Annotated in this window: 22 protein-coding genes; 10 read left to right on the plus strand and 12 right to left on the minus strand. The window is 66.7% G+C overall.

Annotation, left to right across the window (positions count from 1 at the left end; translation table 11 throughout):
* The first annotated feature begins 67 nt into the window (after positions 1–67).
* Complete coding sequence (locus RZN05_RS07165; RefSeq protein ID WP_317225931.1) at positions 68–469, plus strand: endonuclease domain-containing protein; 402 nt, start codon at positions 68–70, stop codon at positions 467–469.
* Between the two features lie 15 nt (positions 470–484).
* On the opposite strand, the gene RZN05_RS07170 is transcribed toward RZN05_RS07165, so the two are convergent.
* Positions 485–1,255, minus strand: a complete 771-nt coding sequence (locus tag RZN05_RS07170; protein ID WP_317225932.1) for a FadR/GntR family transcriptional regulator — start codon at positions 1,253–1,255, stop codon at positions 485–487.
* Positions 1,256–1,342: 87 nt separating this feature from the next.
* Between RZN05_RS07170 and manD the strand changes: the two genes are divergently transcribed.
* The 8 genes from manD (at position 1,343) to RZN05_RS07210 (ending at position 8,639) form a co-directional block, all read left to right on the plus strand.
* Positions 1,343–2,554: a D-mannonate dehydratase ManD gene (gene manD, locus RZN05_RS07175; RefSeq protein WP_317225933.1), complete on the plus strand. Its 1,212-nt coding sequence runs from the start codon at positions 1,343–1,345 to the stop codon at positions 2,552–2,554.
* A 172-nt stretch (positions 2,555–2,726) separates the two neighbouring features.
* Positions 2,727–3,386, plus strand: a complete 660-nt coding sequence (locus RZN05_RS07180; protein WP_317225934.1) for a DUF6975 family protein — start codon at positions 2,727–2,729, stop codon at positions 3,384–3,386.
* Between the two features lie 77 nt (positions 3,387–3,463).
* Complete coding sequence (locus RZN05_RS07185; RefSeq protein WP_317225935.1) at positions 3,464–4,309, plus strand: AAA family ATPase; 846 nt, start codon at positions 3,464–3,466, stop codon at positions 4,307–4,309.
* Positions 4,306–4,731 (plus strand): GFA family protein, encoded by a 426-nt coding sequence (locus RZN05_RS07190; RefSeq protein ID WP_317225936.1) that lies wholly within the window; start codon positions 4,306–4,308, stop codon positions 4,729–4,731. Before RZN05_RS07185 ends, RZN05_RS07190 begins: the two co-directional genes overlap by 4 nt.
* A complete protein-coding gene (locus tag RZN05_RS07195; RefSeq protein WP_317225937.1) occupies positions 4,728–5,387 on the plus strand; it encodes a hypothetical protein in 660 nt (219 codons plus the stop codon). Before RZN05_RS07190 ends, RZN05_RS07195 begins: the two co-directional genes overlap by 4 nt.
* A 62-nt stretch (positions 5,388–5,449) precedes the next feature.
* Complete coding sequence (locus RZN05_RS07200) at positions 5,450–6,019, plus strand: CHAP domain-containing protein (protein ID WP_317225938.1); 570 nt, start codon at positions 5,450–5,452, stop codon at positions 6,017–6,019.
* Between the two features lie 37 nt (positions 6,020–6,056).
* Positions 6,057–7,451: a hypothetical protein gene (locus RZN05_RS07205; RefSeq protein ID WP_317225939.1), complete on the plus strand. Its 1,395-nt coding sequence runs from the start codon at positions 6,057–6,059 to the stop codon at positions 7,449–7,451.
* A 9-nt stretch (positions 7,452–7,460) separates the two neighbouring features.
* Positions 7,461–8,639, plus strand: coding sequence for a vWA domain-containing protein (locus RZN05_RS07210; protein WP_317225940.1), 1,179 nt, complete (start codon positions 7,461–7,463; stop codon positions 8,637–8,639).
* On the opposite strand, the gene RZN05_RS07215 is transcribed toward RZN05_RS07210, so the two are convergent.
* Complete coding sequence (locus tag RZN05_RS07215; protein ID WP_317225941.1) at positions 8,636–9,538, minus strand: hypothetical protein; 903 nt, start codon at positions 9,536–9,538, stop codon at positions 8,636–8,638. The genes RZN05_RS07210 and RZN05_RS07215 overlap by 4 nt on opposite strands.
* Positions 9,539–9,609: 71 nt before the next feature.
* On the minus strand, positions 9,610–9,903 hold the full coding sequence (locus RZN05_RS07220; protein ID WP_317225942.1) for an Hpt domain-containing protein: 294 nt from the start codon (positions 9,901–9,903) through the stop codon (positions 9,610–9,612).
* Positions 9,904–9,982: 79 nt separating this feature from the next.
* On the opposite strand from RZN05_RS07220, the gene RZN05_RS07225 reads away from it, so the two are divergent.
* The gene (locus RZN05_RS07225; protein ID WP_317225943.1) at positions 9,983–12,271 is read left to right on the plus strand and encodes a coiled-coil domain-containing protein; all 2,289 of its coding nucleotides are present in this window, start codon (positions 9,983–9,985) and stop codon (positions 12,269–12,271) included.
* Positions 12,272–12,536: 265 nt separating this feature from the next.
* Here RZN05_RS07225 and RZN05_RS07230 read toward each other — a convergent pair whose 3' ends face one another.
* The 9 genes from RZN05_RS07230 to RZN05_RS07270 are packed head-to-tail and all read right to left on the minus strand — an operon-like array spanning position 12,537 to position 21,969.
* Entirely contained in the window at positions 12,537–12,800 is a 264-nt protein-coding gene (locus RZN05_RS07230; RefSeq protein WP_317225944.1) for a DUF1467 family protein, read from the minus strand.
* A gap of 4 nt (positions 12,801–12,804) precedes the next feature.
* Positions 12,805–14,439 carry a ribonuclease J gene (locus tag RZN05_RS07235; RefSeq protein ID WP_317225945.1) on the minus strand — a complete coding sequence of 545 codons (1,635 nt, stop codon included), beginning with the start codon at positions 14,437–14,439 and terminating at the stop codon, positions 12,805–12,807.
* A complete protein-coding gene (locus RZN05_RS07240) occupies positions 14,440–15,222 on the minus strand; it encodes a type III pantothenate kinase (RefSeq protein ID WP_317225946.1) in 783 nt (260 codons plus the stop codon). It abuts the gene before it with no gap.
* Between the two features lie 11 nt (positions 15,223–15,233).
* Positions 15,234–15,884, minus strand: coding sequence for a biotin--[acetyl-CoA-carboxylase] ligase (locus tag RZN05_RS07245; RefSeq protein ID WP_394804787.1), 651 nt, complete (start codon positions 15,882–15,884; stop codon positions 15,234–15,236).
* A 47-nt stretch (positions 15,885–15,931) separates the two neighbouring features.
* Complete coding sequence (gene nuoN, locus RZN05_RS07250; protein ID WP_317225947.1) at positions 15,932–17,377, minus strand: NADH-quinone oxidoreductase subunit NuoN; 1,446 nt, start codon at positions 17,375–17,377, stop codon at positions 15,932–15,934.
* The gene (locus RZN05_RS07255) at positions 17,377–18,954 is read right to left on the minus strand and encodes an NADH-quinone oxidoreductase subunit M (RefSeq protein WP_317225948.1); all 1,578 of its coding nucleotides are present in this window, start codon (positions 18,952–18,954) and stop codon (positions 17,377–17,379) included. Before RZN05_RS07255 ends, nuoN begins: the two co-directional genes overlap by 1 nt.
* On the minus strand, positions 18,951–21,056 hold the full coding sequence (gene nuoL, locus RZN05_RS07260; protein ID WP_317225949.1) for an NADH-quinone oxidoreductase subunit L: 2,106 nt from the start codon (positions 21,054–21,056) through the stop codon (positions 18,951–18,953). Before nuoL ends, RZN05_RS07255 begins: the two co-directional genes overlap by 4 nt.
* Positions 21,056–21,361, minus strand: a complete 306-nt coding sequence (gene nuoK, locus RZN05_RS07265) for an NADH-quinone oxidoreductase subunit NuoK (protein ID WP_077508983.1) — start codon at positions 21,359–21,361, stop codon at positions 21,056–21,058. Before nuoK ends, nuoL begins: the two co-directional genes overlap by 1 nt.
* Positions 21,358–21,969, minus strand: coding sequence for an NADH-quinone oxidoreductase subunit J (locus RZN05_RS07270; protein ID WP_317225950.1), 612 nt, complete (start codon positions 21,967–21,969; stop codon positions 21,358–21,360). The genes nuoK and RZN05_RS07270 overlap by 4 nt, the downstream gene beginning before the upstream one ends.
* Positions 21,970–21,995 lie beyond the last annotated feature (26 nt).

A 21,995-nucleotide genomic window follows, 5' to 3' on the forward strand; every position in this document is an offset into this window, starting at 1 on the left:
GTCTCCTCATTCCTCCCCCGGAGGGGGAGGGGGACCAGCCGCAGGCTGGTGGAGGGGTAGTCTCCGCATGCTCCACGTCCCGAAGAAGGCACAAGACTTCGCCAGGCAGTTGCGCCGGCGGATGACCCTACCCGAGGTGCTTCTGTGGCAGGCTCTTCGAACCTGTCCGGCGGGACTGCGCTTTCCCCGTCAGCATCCGGCAGGCAGATATGTCCTCGATTTCTTCTGTCCCGCGTACAAGCTTGCCGTCGAGGTCGATGGTGAAGTGCATGCGCGTGGAGACCAGCCGCAGCGAGATTCCACGCGCGATGACTGGCTTTACAAACGAGGTGTCCGTGTCTTGCGCATACCTGCGCAAGCCGTGTTGTCAGACTTGGAAGCGGTCGTCCGTCACATCGTCGTCATCGCCCGCGGAGAATACCCCTCCACCGGCTTCGCCGGTCCCCCTCCCCCTCCGGGGAAGGAATGAGGAAGTCCGCGCTCCTTAGGCCGACCCGATCTTCAACCTTCTCGCCACCTTATCCCGCCGCGCATCCAGCTCGTTCCGCGCGCGCTCCATCACTTCCAGCTCGGTCGCCTCTAGCAAATCGTCGACCACCCCGCGCAAGTGCCGCCGCATCGCGTTGCGCGCGGCGTGCGGGTCGCGCGCGCGCAGCGCTGCGACGATCGGGCGGTGCTCCTCCACCCTTGGCGTAATCCCCCCGCGCTTGGCCCGCGCGAACATATTCGCGGCGAGCGGCGAGCGCGTCCGGAGCTCCCAGAGATACTCGATCACGCTGCGGATCGCCGCATTGCCCGTCGCATTGGCGATCGCGAGGTGGAAGCGATGGTCGGCGTCCATCACCGAGGGTTCGTTCGAATCGTCCGCCGCCATCTCGGCGAGCAATCCGTCGAGCTCGGCGAGTTGCTCGTCGGTGATCGACACCGCGGCGAGTGCCACTGCCTCGCCCTCGAACAGGATCCGCGCCTCGGTCAGGTCGAACGCGCCGATGTCGAAGTTGAGCGAATCCTCGGGCTGGCCGGTGCCGTGGTCGCGCGGCGTGACATACAGCCCCGATCCGTGCCGCGCCTCGATCCAGCCCTTCATCTCGAGCGCGATCATGGCTTCGCGGATCGTCGGGCGGCTGACGCCATATTCTTCGGCGAGGTCGCGCTCGCCGGGGAGCCGCGTGCCGGTCGCCCAACGCCCTTCCTCGATCGCCGCGGTGATCGACGCCGCGACGCGCTGGTACAGCTTGTTGCCGGTAATCTTCATCGCGCCCTCACGTGTTACACCCTAGGTTGACAGCGCTGGCACCACAAGCGAATATTGGCCTGACCAATTTAAACGAGAGACCCTGCCTTGCCTCGCATCACTTCCGCACGCGTAATCGTCACTTGCCCCGGCCGCAACTTCGTGACGCTCAAGATCGAGACCGACGAGGGCGTCTATGGCATCGGCGACGCGACGCTCAACGGACGCGAGCTGGCTGTCGCGAGCTATCTCGAGGACCATGTCATCCCCTGCCTGATCGGCCGCGATGCGCACCGGATCGAGGACATCTGGCAGTATCTCTACAAGGGCGCGTACTGGCGCCGCGGCCCGGTGACGATGACCGCGATAGCCGCGGTCGACATGGCCTTGTGGGACATCAAGGGCAAGCTCGCCGGGCTGCCGGTGTACCAGTTGCTCGGCGGGGCGAGCCGCGAGGGCTGCATGGTCTATGGCCATGCCAACGGGTCGGACATCGCCGAGACGATCGAGCGCGCGCACGAATATGTCGAGCAGGGCTACAAGGCGGTCCGCCTCCAGTCGGGCGTCCCCGGCCTCGCCGCCACCTATGGCGTATCGGGCGAGCGCTTCTATTACGAGCCGGCCAAGGGCTCGCTTCCCGAGGAGACGGTCTGGTCGACCTCCAAATATCTCCGCCACGTCCCCGAATTGTTCGACAAGGCGCGCGACGCGCTCGGCTGGGACGTCCATCTGCTCCACGATGTCCACCACCGCCTCACCCCGATCGAGGCCGGCCGGCTCGGCAAGGATCTCGAGCCCTATCGCCTCTTCTGGCTCGAGGACGCGACGCCCGCCGAGAACCAGGCCGGCTTCCGCCTGATCCGCCAGCACACCACCACCCCGCTCGCGGTCGGCGAGATCTTCAATTCGGTGTGGGATGCCAAGCAGCTCATCGAGGAGCAGCTGATCGACTATATCCGCGCAACCGTCGTCCATGCCGGAGGGATCACCCATCTGCGCCGCATCGCCGCCCTCGCCGACCTCCATCAGGTCCGCACCGGCTGCCACGGCGCGACCGACCTGTCGCCGGTGAGCATGGCCGCGGCGCTCAATTTCGGCCTGTCGGTGCCCAATTTCGGCATCCAGGAATATATGCGCCACACGCCTGAGACCGATGACGTCTTCCCGCACGCCTATTCGATCGCGGGCGGCCTGATGCACCCGGGCGACAAGCCCGGCCTCGGCGTCGACATCGACGAAGCGCTCGCCGCGAAGTACGAATACAAGCGCGCCTATCTGCCGGTGAACCGCCTAGAGGACGGGACGATGTTCAACTGGTAACGCCATTTACTCCCCCCTTTGCAGGGAGGGGAAATTGGATTGCCGAGCTTTCCACAATCCCCCACCGGACGGTTAAATTCCCGTCAACCACGTCTTTACGTGCTTCGGTATATACCTGGGTTGCAAGAAGCCCGGGTCGGCGCGACCCGGCGTTCCAGGGATTTGGGGGCATATGCCGTTTGATACTGCACAGATCGCCCGGCTCGGCGGCACCTGGGGCGCGATGGGTTCGCTCGTTGCGTCCGACGGCAGCGCGAATCATCCCTACCTCAAGCGCCTCGCCGGGACTCTGGAGCCGCTGCGCGACCTCGCCGATGCCGCGCACTTCATCTGCGTCCTCCACGGCCGCCATCCCGGCGTAATCGAGCACGCGCTCGGCAGCGCGAAAGTCTCGCTCGAGCGCGACTGGCTCGAAGCCGCGGCGAGCGCCTTCGCCACCGAGCGCGCCTATCTCGTCCGCATCGTCGCCGCCGCCGGCCCGCTGCCGAGCACGCCCGGCCATGCCGAATCGGAAGCCGCCGCGCAGGCGCAGCGCCACGCCCTCGACATGCTCGCCCAGTCCGACCGCGCGGGTTGCGCCGCCGGCGCCGCACTCGCGCTGGCGATCGATTGGGCGACGATCCGCGCGGTGCTCGACGCCGTCGCCGGCCGCCTCGGGCTCCAGGTTCCAGTCTCGACCCTGCCGCTCGCCGAGGAGACGGTCAGCGTCGTCGATGCGCTCGCCCGCGCCAGCGCGATGGAACGCGCAATGCTGTTCGGCGCGCAACAGGTCTTCGCCCAGCATCGCGGCCTGTGGGACCTGCTCGAAGCCCGCGCCGGCGCCCGCGGCTGAGGCCGATCTTCTCCCCTTCCGCGAGCGGGAGGGGAACGCGCTTGCCTCACGCCCTCGGCACCCTCTACCAAGCTCATATGCGCTTCGAAGGCACCCAAAGCTATGTCGCGACGGAGGACCTCAAGGTCGCCGTCAACGCGGCCGTCACGCTCCGCCGCCCGCTGCTCGTCAAGGGCGAGCCCGGCACCGGCAAGACCGTCCTCGCCTATGAGATCGCCAAGGCGGTAAGCGCTCCGCTGATCGAGTGGAACGTCAAGTCGACCACCAGGGCACAGCAGGGCCTCTACGAATATGACGCCGTCGCCCGGCTGCGCGACGGCCAGCTCGGCGACGAACGCGTTCACGACATCGCCAACTATATCCGCAAGGGCAAATTGTGGGAGGCGTTCAACGCACCCAAGCTTCCCGTCCTCCTGATCGACGAGATCGACAAGGCCGACATCGAATTCCCCAACGACTTGCTCCAGGAGCTCGATCGCATGGAATTCCATGTCTACGAGACGAAGGAGACCGTCCGCGCGGCCGAGCGCCCGATCGTCGTCATCACCTCGAACAACGAGAAGGAGCTTCCCGACGCGTTCCTGCGCCGCTGCTTCTTCCACTATATCAAGTTCCCCGATCGCGAGACGATGGGGCGAATCGTCGACGTCCATTTCCCCGGCATCCAGAAAATCCTGGTGAGCAAGGCGATGGATATCTTCTACGATATCCGCGACGTGCCCGGGCTCAAGAAGAAGCCGAGCACCTCCGAGTTGCTCGACTGGCTCAAGCTGCTGCTCCACGAGGAGATGCCGCTCGAGGTGCTCCAGTCGAAGGACAGCAGCAAGGCGATTCCCCCGCTCCACGGCGCGCTGCTCAAGAACGAGCAGGACGTGATGCTGTTCGAGCGGCTGGCATTCATGAGCCGGCGGCAGGGCAAATGAGCCGCTATACCGGCCGTTGCGCCTGCGGGGCGGTCACCGCGACGATCGCCGGCGAGGCGCTAACCGTGCGGCAGTGCTGGTGCCGTCAGTGCCAGCAGATCGCCGCGGGCTCGCCGACAACGAACGCGATGTTCGCCACCGATGCCATCGCCTTGCAGGGCGACCTCGCTACCACGTCTTATGTCGCGGCGAGCGGCAACACGCTCACCCAGAGCTTCTGCGGCACCTGCGGTACCCAGGTCATGGGCCAGTCCTCGGCGCGCCCCCAGTTCCGCACGATCCGCCTGGGCTTTATCGACGCGCCGAACGACCTTGCCCCGCAAGTCACGATCTGGACCGAAGATGCTCCCCCCTGGGCGGTGATCGATCCGGCGCTCGAACGCTTCCCGCGCCAGCCGCCACCCCCGCCGCAACGCAATTGAACCTGCTTCCCGAAACCCTCGAACTGCTGACCCGGATCGGCGGCGCCGCGGACGGCGATCCCCGTCATGGCGGGTATCGCACCTATTGCGGGCTGCGCGCGCAGGGCCTTCGCGATGCGGCGCTCGCCGCGCTGACCGGCTTCGTCGCCGAAGCGGCAGTCTGGCCGCTCGCCGATCGCTTCGCCTTCACGCGCTGGCTGGCCGAGGCCGCCGACTTCGAACGCAATACGCCGCTGACGCCCGATCCGCTGGTCCGCGACCTGCTCGAGCCCGCCGTCGCGGCGCAAGCGGCGCAGGTGCCGGCCGATGCCGAGGCGCGGATGCTGCTCGGGCTGTTCGGCAACGCCGTGGATCCCGGTACGCCCTCGCCGCTCGACCAGTATCGCGCCGCGCATGCGCTCGATCCGGCGAACCCGGTGGTGAGCGAAGTCTTCGTCCGCGCGGTGCTGCGCGGAGTCGCCTATAGCCAGCACGAGATGCCCTATCTCTATCTCGGCGCGCCGCAGGAGGACGCCGCGCTGCTCGGCCAGGCACTGACCGCCGCCCGGCGCGAAGCTTGGGGCAAGCGCTATCTCGGCCTGCTCGAGGAGCGGTTGGCCTGCGCGCGCACCGCAGTCACCGATCCCGCACAGTTGAACGACGGAAAACAGGGTTAACCCAAATTTAACCGTTTCCCGATACGCGGCGCTTGGGGGGGTATCTGTATCGGTACCCGTGTATGCGTTTCCTGGCGTTCTCTCTCCTGCTTGCGGCGCCGTGCGCGGCCGTTCCCGCGCAGGCGCAATCGCTCCTCGAATATGTCGGCCAGTGCGTCCCGTTCGCCCGCCAGGCGTCGGGCATCCAGATCTATGGCGACGCCTGGACCTGGTGGGACCAGGCCGACGGCCGCTACCAGCGCGGGCAGAAGCCGCGCGTCGGCGCCGTCCTCGCTTTCGCCAAGAGTTCGAAGCTCCAGCTCGGCCATGTCGCGGTGGTCAGCCGCATCGTCGACAAGCGCGTGCTGATGATCACCCACGCCAACTGGTCGCGCCAGAACGGCAAGCGCGGCCATGCCGAGCAGGACGTCACCTTGTTCGACGTTTCCGAGCGCGGCGACTGGAGCCTGGTCAAGGTCTGGTATCGCGACACCAATGGGCTCGGCAGCTCGATCTACCCGGCGCATGGCTTCATCTACGGCACGCCCGATCCGTCGGCGGGCAAGGCGGTCCGCGCCGCTCGCCCCGCCGCCGAGTTGACCAGCCGCCAGCCCGATTATGTCGGCTCGCTGATCGATGCCTATGCCCGCTGACTTGTGCGACCTGAGGCGCTGACGCATTACTGCGCGCATGCAGGGGGGAACGGCCGAGAGGCGATATTGGTGGCTGCTCGGCTGGCTCGTGCTGCTCGGCCTCGCGCTGCGCATCGCGGGCGCCCAGGGCGCGCTCTGGCTCGACGAGGCCTGGTCGGCCAAGCAGGCGCATGATGCCGGCACGCCGCTGGCGGTGTTCCTCAACATCAACCACGACAACAACCACCATCTGAACTCGCTCTGGCTGCTGCTCGTCGGCTTCGACGCCCCGCCTCCGCTCGCCCGCGCGCTCTCGATCGTCACCGGCACCACCGCAATCCTCGTTGCCGCTGCGATCGGCCGGCGCCGCAGCCTGGCGCTCGGGCTGGTCACCGCGCTCCTCTTCGCCGTCTCCCCCGCGCTGGTCACCCTGGGGTCCGAGGCCCGCGGCTATGCGCCGATGACGCTGGCGCTGCTCGCCGCGATCCTGCTCGTCGACCGCTGGCTCGCCGGTCGGGCCGAGCGCAGCCCCGCCACCGCGCTTGCGCTCTGCTTCTTCCTCGGCGCCTTCGCCCAGCTCACCATGTTCTTCGCCTTCTGCGCGATCGCCGGCTGGGTATTCTTCACGCTATGGCAGCGCGACGGGTTCAAGCCCGCCTTCGTCGCCAGCTTCAGGCTGTTCCTGCCCTCGGGCATCGCGCTCGGCCTCGTCGTTGCGATCATCCTCGGCGCTGCAGAGGCGCGCACCGGCTTCAAGTTCGGCCGCTACGATCCGTACGACACGATGGAGCTGCTCCACGGCGTCTCCGAGATGGTCGAATACACGCTCGGCTTCCCGGTGGTCAGCATCTGGTGGTTCGTCCTCGTCCCCGCGCTCGTCATCCTCGCCCCCTCGGCGGGCGTGTCGCGCATCGCCTTTCACCGACTCGCGATCCTAGCCTTTCCGCTGACGCTGGCGCTGCTCCAGGCGGGCAATGTCGCGCACCCGCGCTATTACCTCCTCGTCGGCATCGCGCTGCTGGTCCTGCTTGCCGAGCTGCTTTGGCTCGGCCTGCGCGCTGGCGGCTGGAAACGCATCCTGGCCGGCTGCACCCTCGCCGCGATCACCCTCGCCAGCCTCGCCTGCGACGTGGATCTCGCGATCAACCGCCGCGGCGATGTCGGTGCCGCGATCCGGGCGATGCAGGCGCGCGCGCCGCAGGGGGCCCGCCTGCTGCTCGACCGCGAGACCGGCATTGCCACGCTCGAGGCCGCCGCCGCCTCGGCGCACTATCCGCTGACCGTCCAGATCGCCGATTGCAGTGCCGCGCGCTTCTTCTTCGCCGATCGCTTCCGCGGGGAGCAACCGCCTGCCGCGATCGCGCTCTGCGGCGCGCGCTATGCCCCGATCGCCGGCACCCGCGCGCGCGGCATGTCGGGCACCCACTGGACGCTCTACGAGCGCCAGCCCTAGAAGGGCGCCATGTTCTTCAACTTCCTCGACGAGCTGCGCGCCGCGGGCATCCAGGCCAGCCTCAAGGAGCATCTGATCCTCCTCGAAGCGCTCGACCGCGACGTGATCGACCACACGCCCGAAGCCTTCTACTATCTCGCCCGCGCCACCTTCGTGAAGGATGAGGGCCTGCTCGACCGCTTCGACCAGGTCTTTGCCAAGGTCTTCCGCGGCATCGCCACCAACTATGGCGTCGCCCCCGCCGACATCCCCGAGGACTGGCTCAAGGCCGTCGCCGAGAAATTCCTCACCCCCGAGGAGATGGAAGCGATCAAGTCGCTCGGCTCGTGGGACGAGATCATGGAGACGCTCAAGCAGCGGCTCGAGGAGCAGCACGCCCGCCACCAAGGCGGCAGCAAGTGGATCGGCACCGGCGGAACCTCCCCCTTCGGCAATGGCGGCTACAACCCCGAAGGCGTCCGCATCGGGGGGGAGAGCAAGCACAAGCGCGCGCTCAAGGTCTGGGACCAGCGCGAATTCAAGAATCTCGACAGCACCCGGGAACTCGGCACCCGCAACATCAAGGTCGCGCTACGCCGCCTGCGCCGCTTCGCCCGCGAAGGCGCCGCCGACGAGCTCGACATCGACGCGACGATCGAGGGCACCGCCAAGCAGGGCTGGCTCGATGTCCGCATGCGTCCCGAACGCCATAACGCGGTCAAGCTGCTGCTCTTCCTCGACGTGGGCGGCTCGATGGACCCGTTCGTCAAGCTCTGCGAGGAGCTATTCTCGGCCGCGACCTCGGAGTTCAAGAACCTCGAATTCTTCTATTTCCACAATTGCCCGTACGAGGGCGTCTGGAAGGACAATCGCCGCCGCTTTACCGAGCGCACGCCGATGTGGGACATCCTGCACAAATACGGCCACGACTATAAGCTGATCCTGGTCGGCGACGCCTCGATGAGCGCCTACGAGATAAGCCACCCCGGCGGCTCGGTCGAGCATTTCAACGAGGAAGCCGGCGCAGTCTGGATGCAGCGCCTGGTCAACACCTATCCCGCCGCGGTCTGGCTCAACGTCCTCCCCGAGGCGCATTGGGGCTACACCCAGTCGGTCCAGATCATCCGCGGACTCATGCACGACCGCATGTACCCGCTCACCCTGGCCGGCCTCGACGACGCGATGCGCGAGCTCAGCCGCAAACGCTAGCGCATCCCCGATCGTTCGCGCGAGTCCTCGGTAATCGTCCGGGCGATCGTGCTCGCCTGGCTCACCCCTTTCCCCTGCGGCCGCGTGTCGTACACGCCCTTGAGGTACGAGGCATCGATCAGCGTGAGCCCCGGCGGTGCGGTTACGCCCGGCTCGAACAGCGTCAGGATCGTGTCCGACTTCGCCCCGACCTTGGGCGGCCGCGCCCCAGCCAGCGTGCGCATCGCCACATAGTCCGCCACTTGGGTCAGCGTCTTGCCCAGCACTGCATCGTCGTCGATGACGACCACCGACTGGACGGCAGCCTGCATCGTCGAAAGCTCGAGGATCGATGCCTTGCGGACCAGCATCGAACTCGCGCCTGCCGTCGGCGGGCCGCCCGGCGCGCCGGGCGTGCCTCCGTCCGATCCCTTGGCGCTCGCGCCGACGCGATCTTCGTTGCGCGTCTCCACCGTGCTCCAGACATGCACCGGGCCTTCGCGCATCGCCTTGCGAATATCGTCCAGCTCCAATCCACGAAACAGTCCGGGCGCATCCTTGCGCATCGATTTCACCAGTTGGTCCGCGTCGTTCGCGACGATGACGAGGATATTGGGCGCGCAGTTGCTACCCCCCAGCGGTACGCCCGCGTCGCGCGCAACGGCGCGCACGCGTGCCGTCACCACCTCGGCATAATTTTCGGGAATACCGATGACCATCGGGCACACCGGCTCATGAAACCGCGCGAACTGCCCATCCACCGTCGTAGCCACGTCGCGGACGAAGCGACTGGCCTCAGCGCGAGGAACTTCGCGCTGGCCGGTCACCGTGATATCGTCTCCGGGAGTTTCCTGGGCGGCCCCACCGCTGGCAAGGAAAACCGATCCCGCCACTGCCAGCCCGAACCATCCGCTACGCATCACCACACTCCCCCGCATCAGGTGAGTGATACAACTAACACACTTCGCGCTTCGTGCAAAGCCAAATGGTGTCAGAGCCGGTCGATCGCCCGCTGCAGCCGGCGCAGCACCGCGCCGTCATGCGCCGGGCCGCTCACCGCTTCGCCCGCCAGCGCCATCAGCCGCACCGCGCCGAAGCTCGCCGAGAGGCCCTTGAGCCGCAGCGCCGCGGTCGCCCAGGCGTCGGGAGTCTCGGCCGATTTCATCGCCGCCACGCCGCGCTTCACGCTGTCGAGAAAGGATTCGCGCAGCTCGGCGATCAGCGCGGGCTCGTCACCCACCGCCGCCGCCAGCGTCGCATCGATTGCACCCGGATCATACGCCATGCGCCGAACGCTATCCGAACGGGGTTAACCGATGGTTTCGGGCGTTTGGCCTTTTGTCCAAACATGGTACAGTTCGGGCATGAACGGGGGAAAACCAGCACAAGCCGCTTTCGAGCCTTCCAACGGCAACGAAGAGTTCGTCCTTTCCGACAATTCGGCGCTTCCCGCCCCGCTGGAGGAGCTCGATCTCGACGAGGACACAGACGAAAGCCACAGTCTCGGCTGGATCGCGCCTACGCTCGCCTGGGTCGCCGTGGCCGCTTGGTTCGCCGGCATGGCGTGGCTCGCCTGGCCCGCCTTCCAGCGCGGGCTTGAGCCCGTCGCGCTGATCCAGCTGATCGCGGCACTCTGCGTGCCACCCGCGTTGGTCGGCATCCTCTATCTGCTCGCGCTGCGCACCAGCCGCGCCGAGGCGCGCCGCTTCGGCGCCACTGCCCGCGCGATGCGCGCCGAGGCTGCCGCGCTCGAACGCGTCCTCGCCACGATCTCGGCCAAGGTCGCCGAGAACCACGCCGCGCTCGCCGAACATACCAATGCGATGACCGTCCTCGGCGAACGCGCCGCCGAGCGCGTCGAGGGCGCGGCCGGCATGGTCGAGCGCCAGGCCAATCGGATGGACGGCGGCATCCGCACCTTCGGCGATGCGATGGATCAGGCCGAGAAGCGTTTCGAGATCATCCTCACCACCCTGCCCAAGGCTGATGCCGAGATGCAGGGCCTCGCCGGCCGCATCGATGCCGCCGGGCTGCTCGCCAGCCAGCGCGCCGCGTCGCTCGACACCCAGATCACCGCGCTCGCCGAGCGCGGCCGCGAAGCCGACCAGCTCGCCGGCGGCGCCGCCGAGCGCCTTGCCGCGCACATCGCGCGGATGGAAGCCACCAGCGAGACCGCGAGCCATCGGCTCGAACAGGTCACCGAGCAGATGTCGGTCGAAGTCGATGCCGTGCTCGATCGCGCCGCGGGCGCCGTCGACGAAGCGCGGAAAGGCATCGCCACGCAGGGCGAGGCGATCCTCGCAATGCTCGGCGCCAACCAGGCCGCGCTCGACCGTGCGGGCCGCGACAGCGCCGAGGCGCTGGGCGAGCGCATGGCCGTGATCGAGGAAGCGATCGGCCGCATCGGCGCGCGCCTCGCCGAGGAGCAGGGCCGCAGCGACACGCTGTTCGCCGGGCTCTTCACCGGCGTCGACCGGCTCGACCGCGAATTCCAGGTGCTCCACGCCACCGGCACCGATCGCACCCAGTCGCTCGCCGCCTCGGTCAGCGCGCTCCACGGCTCGATGGACGCGATGTCCGAAGCACTGCGCACCGGCGACCAGCTCGCACGCAAGGCAATCGGCACCTCCGAGGACCTGCTCACCGCGCTCGACGCCTCGGCGCGCGAGATCGACGAGACCCTGCCCGAGGCGCTCGCCCGGCTCGACGAGCGGATCGGCGCGAGCCGCAAGATCGTCGCCGGCGCCAAGCCCGAGCTGCTCGCCTTGGTCACCGCCGCCGAAAGCACCCACGACGCGATCGAGGCGATCGCCGATGTCGTCTCGAAGCAGCGCGACACGCTCGCCAAGACCCAGGCCTCGCTGCTCGACACGCTCGCGGCGGGCAGCGAGCAGGCTGCCTCGCTTGGTCACATCGTCGACGACACGATCGAGACCACCCGCCGCTTCGCCGAGACCGCCGCACCGCAATTGGTCGACGCGCTGGTCAGCGTGCGCGAGACCGCCAGCGCCGCCGCGAACCACGCCCGCGAAGCGCTCGCCACGATCGTCCCCGGCGCCGCCGCCGCGCTCGAAGAGGCCAGCGGCACGGCGCTCAAGCGCGCGGTCGATGCCACGATCCGCCACGAGATGGTCGAGCTTGCCGACAGCACCGAGGCCGCAGTCACTGCCGCTACCCGCGCGTCCGAACGGCTGACCCAGCAGATGGTCGCGCTCGCCGACACCACAGCGCGGCTCGAAGCCCGGATCGAAGAGGAGCGCGTCGATCGCGAGCGCGCCGATACCGACAATTTCGCGCGCCGTACCACCTTGCTGATCGAAGCGCTCAACTCGGCGTCGATCGACATTGCCAAGGCCTTCTCGGCCGAAGTCACCGACAGCGCCTGGGCGGCGTATCTCAAGGGGGATCGCGGCGTGTTCACGCGCCGCGCGGTCCGCCTGCTCGACAATGGCGACATGCGCGAGATCGCGCGCTTCTATGACGCCGACGAGGCGTTCCGCGAACACGTCAACCGCTACATCCACGATTTCGAGGCGATGCTCCGCCACATCCTCGCGCTCCGCGACGGCTCGGCGCTGGGCGTCACGTTGCTCTCGTCGGACATGGGCAAGCTCTACGTCGCCCTCGCCCAGGCGATCGAACGGCTGCGCTGATCAGCCAGAAGGCAACCTCCGCCCGTTCGCTCTGAGCTTGTCGAGCGCCGTTTTCCTTGAGTTAGAAGACCGGTGCTTCGACAAGCAGAGGAACGATGGAGAGCCTACGCATACACTCTTCCAATGTAGGATTTCCCGTGCCAGCCTCGCGCTGGCTCTTTGAAACGGTAAAACCAGGCGACTCCCTCGACGACACATCCTTGCTTCGTCACGCAACTTTCGAAAACAAAAAATGCGCAAAGTGCGAAGTTAAGCGCCGCGAATCCTACCGCGCCGTCCAGTCGAGCATTTCCGGCGTGACCCAGCCATAGACGTAGTTCAGGTAGAACAGGACGAAAAGCACGGTCGCCACTATCGTCGTGCGTATCAGGATCTTCGTCGCGCTGAACCCGTGGGGCGCGCTTTCCGCCTGGCCGGGGACCAGTTCGGCCCCCGCCTCCTGCGCGGTGCGCACCCCGAAGGGGAGGACGAGGAACACCGCGAGCGTCCAGAACAATATGTAGATCGCGAGCATCGACTGCCAGCGCATGGCGTCAGAGCTCCACGATCAGCACGTCGACCACCGGCTTCTTGCCGGTGAAGCGCACCGCCGCGCGGCGAACCGCCAGCCGGACGCTCTCGCGCAGCTTCTCGATGTCGCGGCCATCCTTCTTGACCGCGTCCGCCGCCGCCTGCGCGGCTTCCTCGAGGAATGCGTCGCGATCCTCCTCGACGGGAACGCCCTGCACCCGAATCTGCGGCGCACCCTTGAGCCGCCCGCCCTGGATCGCCACCGCGACCGAGATCTGGCCGTAAAGGGCGATCCGCCGCCGCTCGTTGATCGTCGTGCCGTCGGCCGGCAGGATCACGTCGCCATCGAGCACGAGCCGTCCCACCGGCGCGTTGCCGACCTGCTTGGGCTTCCCCGGCGCGAGCTTCCAGATTTCGCCGTTGGTCTGCGTGACCGTGGTCGGGATCCCCTGCTCCTTGCCGAAGCGCGCCTGCTCGTGAAGGTGACGAAGCTCGCCGTGCACGGGGACGAGCACTTGCGGGCGGATCCAGCGATACATCTCGGCGAGTTCGGGCCGCCCCGGATGCCCCGAGACGTGGACGAAGGCCTGACGGTCGGTAATGATCTCGACGCCCTTGTGCGCCAGCGTGTTCATGATCCTGCCGATCGCGATCTCGTTGCCCGGGATCTGGCGCGACGAGAAGATCACGGTATCCCCCGCATGCAGCTTCAGCGCATGGGTATCCTCGGCGATGCGGTTGAGCGCGGCGCGCGCCTCGCCCTGCCCGCCCGTCGCGATGATCATCACGTCGCTGGGCGGCAGCGTCATCGCGGTGTCGAAGTCGATCGTCTCCGGGAATTCGCGCAGATAGCCGGTCGCCCGGGCAACCTTTAGGATGCGATCGAGCGAGCGCCCCGCGACGCACACCTTCCGCCCGCAATCCTGCGCAACTTCGCCTAGCGTCTGCAATCGTGCCGCGTTCGACGCAAAGGTGGTGACCAGCACCCGACCCTTGATGCCCGCCACGACTTCGTCGAGGCCTTTCCGGACGTCGATCTCCGAGCCCGAGGGCTCGGGATTGAACACGTTGGTGGAATCGCACACGAGCGCCAGCACGCCCTTGTCGCCGATCGCCGTCAGCTCCGCCGCGGTCGAGGCGCCACCCAACGCGGGCGATTCGTCGAGCTTCCAGTCGCCAGTGTGGAACACGCTGCCATACGGCGTCTCGATCAGGATCGCATTGCCCTCGGGGATCGAATGGGCGAGCCGGTTCATCGTCAGCGTGAAGGGCCCGACGCTGAACGAGCCCTCTTCCTTGATGACGTTGAGCTCGACCTGGTCGGTGATGCCCTCTTCCTCGAGCTTGCCGTAGATCAGCCCCGCGGTGAACGGGCTGGCGTAGAGCGGCACGCCCAGATCGGCGGCGAGATAGGGCAGCGCACCGATATGATCTTCGTGGCCGTGAGTCAGCACGATGCCGACCAAATTGTCGAGTTGCTCCTCGATGAACTGCAGGTCCGGCAGCAGCACGTCGATGCCGGGATAGTTGGCGTCGCCGAAGGTGATGCCGCAATCGACCATCAGCCACTTGCCCTGGGTGCCGTAGAGATTGACGTTCATGCCGATCTCGCCCGAGCCGCCAAGCGCGAGGAAGAGGAGTTCGTTGCCTGGAGTCACTTAATTTCCTTGCTGGCTGCGTTCCCACAGCATGGCCAGACCCTGGATGGTCAGGTCTGGTTCGATCGTGTCGAAGACCGATGTATGCTTTTCGAAAAGCACCGCCAGTCCGCCGGTGGCGATAACCTTCAGGGGGCGCCCCACCTCGGCCTTGAGCCGGGCAACGAGACCCTCGATCATCGCGATATATCCCCAATAGATGCCGATGTGCATCTGGTCGACCGTATTGCGCCCGACCACCGTCGTGCTCTCAGGCGCCGAGATCGCGATGCGGGGCAGCTTGGCGGCCGCGGTGAACAGCGCGTCGAGCGACAGGTTGATTCCCGGCGCGATGATCCCGCCCTTGTAGGCACCGCTATAGTCTACCAGCTCGAAGGTGGTCGCGGTGCCGAAATCGATGACGATCAGGTCGCCTTGGTGCCGAGCATGCGCCGCGATCATGTTGAGCGCGCGGTCGGCGCCCAGGCTGCCGGGTTCCTCGACATCGAGCGGGAAACCCCATTCGGCGCTCCCCTGCCCGGCGATAACTGCCTCGGTGCCGAAATATTTCTGGCTGAGCACCTGGAGGTTGTGCAGCGCGCGCGGAACCACGGTGCCGACGATCACCCCGGTCACTGCCGCGCGGTCATAGCCTTCGAGGCTCAGCAGCTGGCTCAGCCACACCGCATATTCGTCGGCCGTCCGCCGCGGATCGGTGGCGATCCGCCAGCGCGCCCTGATCTCGCCGCCCTCGAGCAGCGCAAAGACGACATTGGTGTTGCCGGCATCGACGGCGAGCAGCATCTGGCTTCCCTTCAGAGCAGGAACACGTCGCCGGCGTGAATGACACGCGCCGAGCCATCGGCCAAGCGCAGGATGAGCGCCCCCTGCGGATCGAGGCCGTCGAACAGCCCGTCGATGGCGCTACCGTCGGCAAGCCGCGCGGTCAGCGCCGTTCCCTTGGGATGCGCTCGTGCCAGCCAACGGTCGCGCACCGGGGCGATCCCATCGCGCCAGCGCGACAGCCAGCGCGCGAAGGCCTCGGCCAGTGTCTCGGCGAAGACGCTGGGATCGGGTGCCGCGCCATGCGCCGCGAAGCTGGTGGCAGCGCGGCCGAGATCGTCGGGGTGGTGCGCCAGATTGACGCCGAAGCCGATCACCACGGCGTCGTCGGCGCGCTCAAGCAGGATGCCGGAGAGCTTGGCGCCGTCGACCAGCAGGTCATTGGGCCATTTGAGCAGCGGCTCGAGCCCGAACACACGCGCGGTATCGTCGAGCGCCACCGCAGCGACCAGCGCGAGGGTCGCCGGCGAAGGCTCACCGGGTCGCACGCGCACCAGCGTGGAGATGTAGAGATTGCCCTCGGGCGAGGCCCAGGCCCTGCCCTGCCGTCCCTTGCCGCCGGTCTGGCGCTCGGCGCGCAGCCACAGCCCTTCGGCAGTGCCGCTGCGCGCGAGCGCCAGCATGTCGGCGTTGGTCGACCCCGTCTGCGCGACGGTCCGGATCGTCGGCGTCAGAACAGCGCCTTTGCCGCCGATGCCGTGGCGATCTCGAGATAGCCGAGCAGCGGCCAGCCAAGCGGCGAGATCACCGCGGCGCAGACCACCAGCAACGCACCCTCGACCGGATCGGTCTTGCCCGCCAGCGCATCGGCCGGCTCGTCGAAGTACATCGTCTTGATGATCTTGAGGTAATAGAAGGCGCCGATCGCCGAGGCCGCGGCACCGACCGCCGCGAACACGAACAGTCCCGCATCGACCGCCGCGACAAACACCTGCAGCTTGGCGAAGAAGCCGAGCAGCGGCGGGATGCCCGCCAGGCTGAACATGAAGATCGCAAAGGCCAATGCCAAGCCCGGCCGGGTGCGCGACATGCCCGACAGGCTGGCGATGCTCTCGATCGGCTGGCCATCGGGACCGCGCATCTGGAGCACGATCAGGAACGAGCCGAGCGTCATGACGACGTAGATCGCCATGTAATAGAGCACGCTCGACACGCCCGCCTCGCCGCCGGCCGCGAGGCCGATCAGCGCGAAGCCGACATTGTTGATCGACGAATATGCCAGCAGCCGCTTGATGTTGGTCTGGCCGATCGCCGCGACCGCACCGAAGATGATCGAGGCGAGTGCCGCGAAGATCACGATCTGGCGCCAGTCGGAGATCGCCGGGCCCATCGCCTCGATCGCTACGCGGGTAGCAAGCGCGATCGCCGCGACCTTGGGCGCCGAGGCGAAGAAGGCGGTCACCGGGGTAGGCGCGCCTTCATAAACGTCCGGGGTCCACATATGGAACGGCACGGCGCTCATCTTGAAAGCGAGGCCGGCAAAGACGAACACGAGGCCGAACAGCAGCCCGGTCGAGCGACCCTGTGCATAGGCGTCGGCAATCCCATCGAACAACGTCGTGCCCGAGAAGCCATATACCAGGCTGATGCCGTAGAGCAGGATGCCAGAAGCCAGCGCGCCGAGGACGAAATACTTCAGGCCCGCTTCGGCCGAGCGCGTGTCGCGGCGCATGAAGCTGGCGAGGACATAGGCCGCGAGGCTCTGCAGCTCGAGGCCGACATAGAGGCTCATCAGGTCGCCGGCGGAGACCATCATCCCCATGCCGCAGGTCGAGAGCAGGATCAGCACCGGATATTCGGGACGTAGGTCGTCGCCCGAGGTGCCGCCGAAGAAGCGCGGCGCGATCAAGATCGAGACCGCGGCGGCGACGAAGATCAGCGCCTTGGCGAACGCCGCAAACGCGTCGGCACGATACAGACCGTCGAATGCATCGCCGCCGGCCGAAGCCGGGCCCGCCAGCGCGACTCCGGCTCCGATCAGTACGGCGATCGCCGCCCAGCTCACCAGCTTGGTCGAGGCCTGGCCGCCCCATGCGGCGACCAGCATCAGCAGGATCGCGCCCCCCGCGAGCACCAGCTCGGGCAGGACCATCATCAATTGCATCGAATAGCTCATCAGTGGGCGCTCCCGTGCGCAGCAGCGGCGGGGGCAGCATGTTCCTCGCCATGCGCCGCAGCAGGCGCAGGCTTGCCGGGGGTCGGCTGCGAGTCACCCGCAGGCGCCGCGCGGCTCATCCGCTCGACCAGCCGCTCGACATCGGGCCGCATCGGCTTGAGGAAGCTCTCGGGATACACGCCCATCCACAGCACCGCCGCGGCGATCGGGGCAAGCAGCCAGATCTCGCGCGCGTTGAGGTCGGGCATCGCGCGGACATCGTCCTTGGTCAGGTCGCCGAACACGACGCGACGATAAAGGTACAGCATGTACGCCGCGCCCAGGATGATGCCGCTGGTGCCGATCAGCGCGGTCCAGGTCGAAACCTGGTAGATACCGGCAAGGCCGAGGAACTCGCCAACGAAGTTGCTCGTGCCCGGCAGGCCGACAGAGGCCATCGTGAACAGCATGAACAGCGCAGCGTAGCGCGGCATGTTGATCGCGAGGCCCCCATAGCGATCGATCTCGCGGGTATGCAGGCGATCGTAGATGACGCCGACGCACAGGAACAGCGCGCCCGAGACGAGGCCGTGGCCGAGCATGACCATCATCGCGCCTTCGATGCCCTGCTGGTTGAAGGCGAACAGCCCCATCGTCACGATCGCCATGTGCGCAACCGACGAATAGGCGATCAGCTTCTTCATGTCCGACTGCACCAGCGCGACGAGCGAGGTGTAGACCACCGCGACGCACGACAACACGAATACCAGGTTCATGAACTGGGCCGAGGCCTCGGGGAACATCGGCAGGCTGAAGCGCAGGAAGCCATAGCCGCCAAGCTTGAGCAGCACGCCCGCCAGGATCACCGACCCTGCGGTCGGCGCCTGCACGTGCGCATCGGGAAGCCAGGTGTGGACCGGCCACATCGGCATCTTGACCGCGAAGCTCGCGAAGAACGCCAGCCACAGCCAGGTCTGCCACTGCGACGGGAAGTCGTGCGCCATCAGCTCGGGGATCGACGACGTGCCGGCGTTGAGCAGCATCGCGATCATCGCCACAAGCATCAGCAGCGAGCCGAACAGCGTGTAGAGGAAGAACTTGTAGGACGCGTAGATGCGGTTGGCGCCACCCCAGATGCCGATGATCAGGTACATCGGGATCAGGCCGCCTTCGAAGAAGACGTAGAAGAGCAGCAGGTCCTGCGCGGCGAACGTGCCGATCATCAGGATCAGCGTGGCGAGCATCGCCGCCATATATTCCGGTACGCGCTTCTCGATCGCGACCCAGCTCGCGCCGATGCAGATCGGCATGAGGAAGACCGAGAGCATGATTAGCAGAAGCGCGAAGCCGTCGATGCCGAGCGCCCAGGCGAAGTCGACCCCGCCGATGCCGAACAGGCGGACATGCTCGACATATTGCCACTGCGCGGCGCCAGCGCTCATGTCGAAATTGGCCCAGAGCCAGATGCCCAGAACAAAATCGACCAGGGTTGCCCCCAGCGCGATCCAGCGCGCGCCCTGCGCACCCGCGAACAGGCAGGCCACGGCGGCGACCGCGGGGATCGCCAGCATGATGGAGAGGATCGGGAAGCCGGTCATCCTGCGATCACCCAGGTGAGTGCCGCGGTCAGGCCGATCAGCATGATGAACGCATAGGTGTAGAGATATCCCGATTGCAGGCGGACCGCGCCGGCCGAGCCGAGCTGGACCAGACGAGCGATGCCGTTGGGGCCGAAGCGGTCGATGGTGCCTTCGTCACCCGCCTTCCAGAGCAGCCGGCCGATCGCGAATGCGGGGCGGACGAACAGGAAGTTGTAGAGCTCGTCGAAGTACCATTTGTTGAGCAGGAAGGTGTAGACCACCCGGAAGTGGCCCGCCACCGCAGCCGCGAAGCCGGGCTTGCGGATATAGGTGAACCACGCACCGCCAAGACCGAGCAGCATCGCGGCGGTCGCCGAGAGCTTCACCCAGGTCGGCACCTCGTGCATCGCGTGCATCAGATGCGTGTCGAACGCGATCGCGCCGTTCCAGAAGTGCGCGCCCTCTTCGGCCTCGATGAAGAAGCCGTGGAAGACGAAGCCCGCGACGATCGCGCCGATCGACAGCAAGGTCAGCGGGATCAGCATCACCCAGGGGCTCTCATGCGGATGATAGCCGGCCGTGCCTTCGACAGCGTGATCGTCGTGTGCGGCATGATGTGCGTCCGGCGTGTGCCCGGCATCTTCGGCCGAGGGCGCATCGTCGTGATGCGCGTCATGGCCATGCGCATCGTGGCCGTGGCCGTGCGCATCGTGCGCCGCATGCTGGATATGCTCCGAGCCTGCCCAGCGCGGCTTGCCGTAGAAGGTCAGGAACACCAGGCGCCAGCTGTAGAAGCTGGTGAGCAACGCGACGAACACGCCAACCCAGAAGGCGCTCGGCACCCCGGCAGCCCAGGCCGCCTCGATGATCGCGTCCTTCGAGTGGAAGCCGGCGAAACCGATCGCGAGATGGTTGCCGAACACTGCCGGCAGCCCGACGCCGGTGATCGCCAGCGTGCCGAACATCATCGTCCAGAAGGTGAACGGGATGTGCTTACGCAGCCCACCATAGAAGCGCATGTCCTGCTCGTGGTGCATCGCATGGATAACCGAGCCGGCACCCAGGAACAGCAGCGCCTTGAAGAAGGCGTGCGTGAACAAATGGAACATCGCCGCGCCGTAGGCGCCGACGCCCGCGGCGAAGAACATGTAGCCGAGCTGCGAGCAGGTCGAATAGGCGATCACGCGCTTGATGTCGGTCTGCACCAGTCCGACGGTCGCGGCGAACAGGCAGGTCGCGGCGCCGACAAAGGTCACCACGCCCATCGCCACCGGGCTCGTCTCGAACATCGGCGACATGCGGCAGACCATGAACACGCCCGCGGTGACCATCGTCGCCGCGTGGATCAGCGCCGACACCGGGGTCGGGCCTTCCATCGCATCGGGCAACCAGGTGTGGAGCCCGAGCTGCGCCGACTTGCCCATCGCGCCGACGAACAGCAGCAGGCAGAGCACGGTCATCGTGTCGAAGCGCGCGCCGAGGAACCCGATCGTCGAGCCCGACATGTTGGGCGCGGCGGCGAGGATCGCGTCGATCTGCACGGTGCCGAACACCAGGAAGGTCCCGAAGATGCCGAGCATGAAGCCCAAGTCACCCACACGGTTCACGACGAACGCCTTGATCGCCGCGGCGTTGGCGCTCGGCTTGCGGAACCAGAAGCCGATCAGCAGGTACGAGGCGAGGCCCACGCCTTCCCAGCCGAAGAACATCTGGACGAGGTTGTCGGCGGTCACGAGCATCAGCATCGCGAAGGTGAACAGCGAGAGGTACGCGAAGAAGCGCGGCTGGTCCGGCTCCTCGCTCATATAGCCCCAGCTATAAAGGTGGACGAGTGCCGAGACGCTGGTGATCACCACCAGCATCACTGCGGTCAGCGAGTCGACGCGCAGCGCCCATGCGATCTGCAGGTCGCCCGAGGTCATCCAGTTGAGCACCGGGACAACGGTCTTCTCCGCACCATGCAGGTACGGCAGGAACACCGTCCACGACAGCGCGCACGCGGCGAACAGCGCCCCCGTGGTGACGATCTTGGGGAGGGTGCTTCCGAACGACTTGTTCGCGAAGCCGGCGATCACTGCCGCCGCGAGCGGCAGGAATACGATGAGGAGAATCGGCGACATCAGCCCTTCATCCGATTGACGTCGTCGACCGAGATGGTGCCCCGGCTACGGAAGTAGATAACGAGAATGGCGAGCCCGATCGCGGCCTCGCCGGCGGCGACGGTCAGCACGAACATCGCGAACACTTGGCCCACGAGATCGCCGAGGAACGCCGAGAACGCCACGAGATTAAGGTTCACCGCGAGCAGGATGAGCTCGATCGCCATCAGGATGACGATCAGGTTCTTCCGGTTCATGAAGATGCCGAGCACCCCAAGCGTGAACAGGATCGCGGAAACGACGAGGTAATGGGTGATGCCGATCACAGCTCGACCCCCTGCCCAACCGGTGGATTCATGTTGCGCGTCGCATCCTTCGAGCGGCGGTTGATCTGACGGCTGATGTTCTGCGGGCGAACGTCGCTGCGCTGGCGCCATGTCAGCACGATCGCACCGATCATCGCGACGAGCAGCACCAGGCCGGCGCCTTCGAACACGAACAGGTAGCGCGAGTAGAGCAGCTGGCCAATCGCCTCGATATTGGGGACGCCGGCGTCGATCGGGGCGATGCGACGACCAAGCTGCAGCCCCCCCGCGCTCCACGCGCCGATCGCGACGATGATCTCGGCGACCAGCGCCAGCGCGAGCAGCAGCCCGATCGCAGCATAGCGCATCACCCCGGCACGCAGCTCGGCGAAGTCGATGTTGAGCATCATCACGACGAACAGGAACAGCACCGCGACGGCGCCGACATAGACGATGACGAGCAGCATCGCGATGAACTCGGCACCGACGAGCACCATCAGCCCCGCCGCGTTGAAGAAGGCGAGGATGAGCCAGAGCACCGAATGCACCGGATTGCGTGCCAGGATCGTCAGCGCCCCGGAGGCGATGACGACGATGGCAAACAGGTAAAAGGCTATGAGCTGGATCACGGAATCTGACGGCCCCTGTCGATTGC

This window comes from Sphingomonas sp. HF-S4, from assembly GCF_032911445.1.
Lineage (GTDB): Bacteria > Pseudomonadota > Alphaproteobacteria > Sphingomonadales > Sphingomonadaceae > Sphingomonas > Sphingomonas agrestis.

What these genes read in the sequence shown, in the direction of transcription:
- RZN05_RS07165 (WP_317225931.1), top strand. Translation starts at nt 68, where the DNA reads ATGCTCCACGTCCCGAAGAAGGCACAAGACTTCGCCAGGCAGTTGCGC.
- RZN05_RS07170 (WP_317225932.1), bottom strand. Translation starts at nt 1,255, where the DNA reads ATGAAGATTACCGGCAACAAGCTGTACCAGCGCGTCGCGGCGTCGATC.
- RZN05_RS07180 (WP_317225934.1), top strand. Translation starts at nt 2,727, where the DNA reads ATGCCGTTTGATACTGCACAGATCGCCCGGCTCGGCGGCACCTGGGGC.
- RZN05_RS07185 (WP_317225935.1), top strand. Translation starts at nt 3,464, where the DNA reads ATGCGCTTCGAAGGCACCCAAAGCTATGTCGCGACGGAGGACCTCAAG.
- RZN05_RS07190 (WP_317225936.1), top strand. Translation starts at nt 4,306, where the DNA reads ATGAGCCGCTATACCGGCCGTTGCGCCTGCGGGGCGGTCACCGCGACG.
- RZN05_RS07200 (WP_317225938.1), top strand. Translation starts at nt 5,450, where the DNA reads ATGCGTTTCCTGGCGTTCTCTCTCCTGCTTGCGGCGCCGTGCGCGGCC.
- RZN05_RS07205 (WP_317225939.1), top strand. Translation starts at nt 6,057, where the DNA reads ATGCAGGGGGGAACGGCCGAGAGGCGATATTGGTGGCTGCTCGGCTGG.
- RZN05_RS07210 (WP_317225940.1), top strand. Translation starts at nt 7,461, where the DNA reads ATGTTCTTCAACTTCCTCGACGAGCTGCGCGCCGCGGGCATCCAGGCC.
- RZN05_RS07215 (WP_317225941.1), bottom strand. Translation starts at nt 9,538, where the DNA reads ATGCGTAGCGGATGGTTCGGGCTGGCAGTGGCGGGATCGGTTTTCCTT.
- RZN05_RS07220 (WP_317225942.1), bottom strand. Translation starts at nt 9,903, where the DNA reads ATGGCGTATGATCCGGGTGCAATCGATGCGACGCTGGCGGCGGCGGTG.
- RZN05_RS07225 (WP_317225943.1), top strand. Translation starts at nt 9,983, where the DNA reads ATGAACGGGGGAAAACCAGCACAAGCCGCTTTCGAGCCTTCCAACGGC.
- RZN05_RS07230 (WP_317225944.1), bottom strand. Translation starts at nt 12,800, where the DNA reads ATGCGCTGGCAGTCGATGCTCGCGATCTACATATTGTTCTGGACGCTC.
- RZN05_RS07240 (WP_317225946.1), bottom strand. Translation starts at nt 15,222, where the DNA reads ATGCTGCTCGCCGTCGATGCCGGCAACACCAATGTCGTCTTTGCGCTG.
- RZN05_RS07245 (WP_394804787.1), bottom strand. Translation starts at nt 15,884, where the DNA reads ATGCTGGCGCTCGCGCGCAGCGGCACTGCCGAAGGGCTGTGGCTGCGC.
- nuoN (WP_317225947.1), bottom strand. Translation starts at nt 17,377, where the DNA reads ATGAGCTATTCGATGCAATTGATGATGGTCCTGCCCGAGCTGGTGCTC.
- RZN05_RS07255 (WP_317225948.1), bottom strand. Translation starts at nt 18,954, where the DNA reads ATGACCGGCTTCCCGATCCTCTCCATCATGCTGGCGATCCCCGCGGTC.
- nuoL (WP_317225949.1), bottom strand. Translation starts at nt 21,056, where the DNA reads ATGTCGCCGATTCTCCTCATCGTATTCCTGCCGCTCGCGGCGGCAGTG.